Below are 608 nucleotides of genomic sequence, written 5' to 3' on the forward strand. Positions count from 1 at the left end.
CTAGGTACGCTGTTTGATAAACAAGAGTTAGCGGAACAAAAACTGGCAAAACTCAATGACTCATTCAAACAACTGCGTGACAAGATTCGTCAGCATTATTCTGCCCCATTAGACGTGTTGGTGATGCGCTTCTCGACACCCAATTCTGTTCTGCTATCAACGGAAAATTCGACCACTGACTATGTGGTTGAGCAGCTTGGGTTAACCAACCCTATCCAAGTCTCTGCGCGCGCTTGGGGCATCAAACAAGATCGCATCAACCGCTTACAAAACCTTGAACAAAGCTACGTACTTTACGTGCAGCCTTTCCCGCAAGAGAGCAAGTTGAACAGCTCACCACTTTGGCAAGCGATGCCATTCGTGAAAAAACAGCGCGTAAATTCGGTAAGAGCGGTGTGGGCCTACGGCGGCGCGATGTCTTTGCAATACATGGCAGAAGCCATTACCGACAGCTTAATTGAACTGGCACCAAAACAATGAGAACGAAACCGTACATTGGCTATGTCGCGCTGATTGCGTTGCTTAGCCTATTGAGCTTACAAATTGATACGAGCTTGTCGTTGAGTGAACAATGGCAGTTGTTAACTCAACCAAAAAGCGCCAGCGAA

The 608-nt window shown here is 47.0% G+C and carries 1 protein-coding gene; it reads left to right on the top strand.

Annotated elements, in window-relative coordinates; translation table 11 throughout:
• On the top strand, positions 1-480 hold a 480-nt coding region (locus R7Z77_RS26720), incomplete at its 5' end, for an ABC transporter substrate-binding protein (protein ID WP_318137219.1).
• Positions 481-608: the final 128 nt, after the last annotated feature.

The organism is Vibrio sp. 1401 (assembly GCF_033340295.1).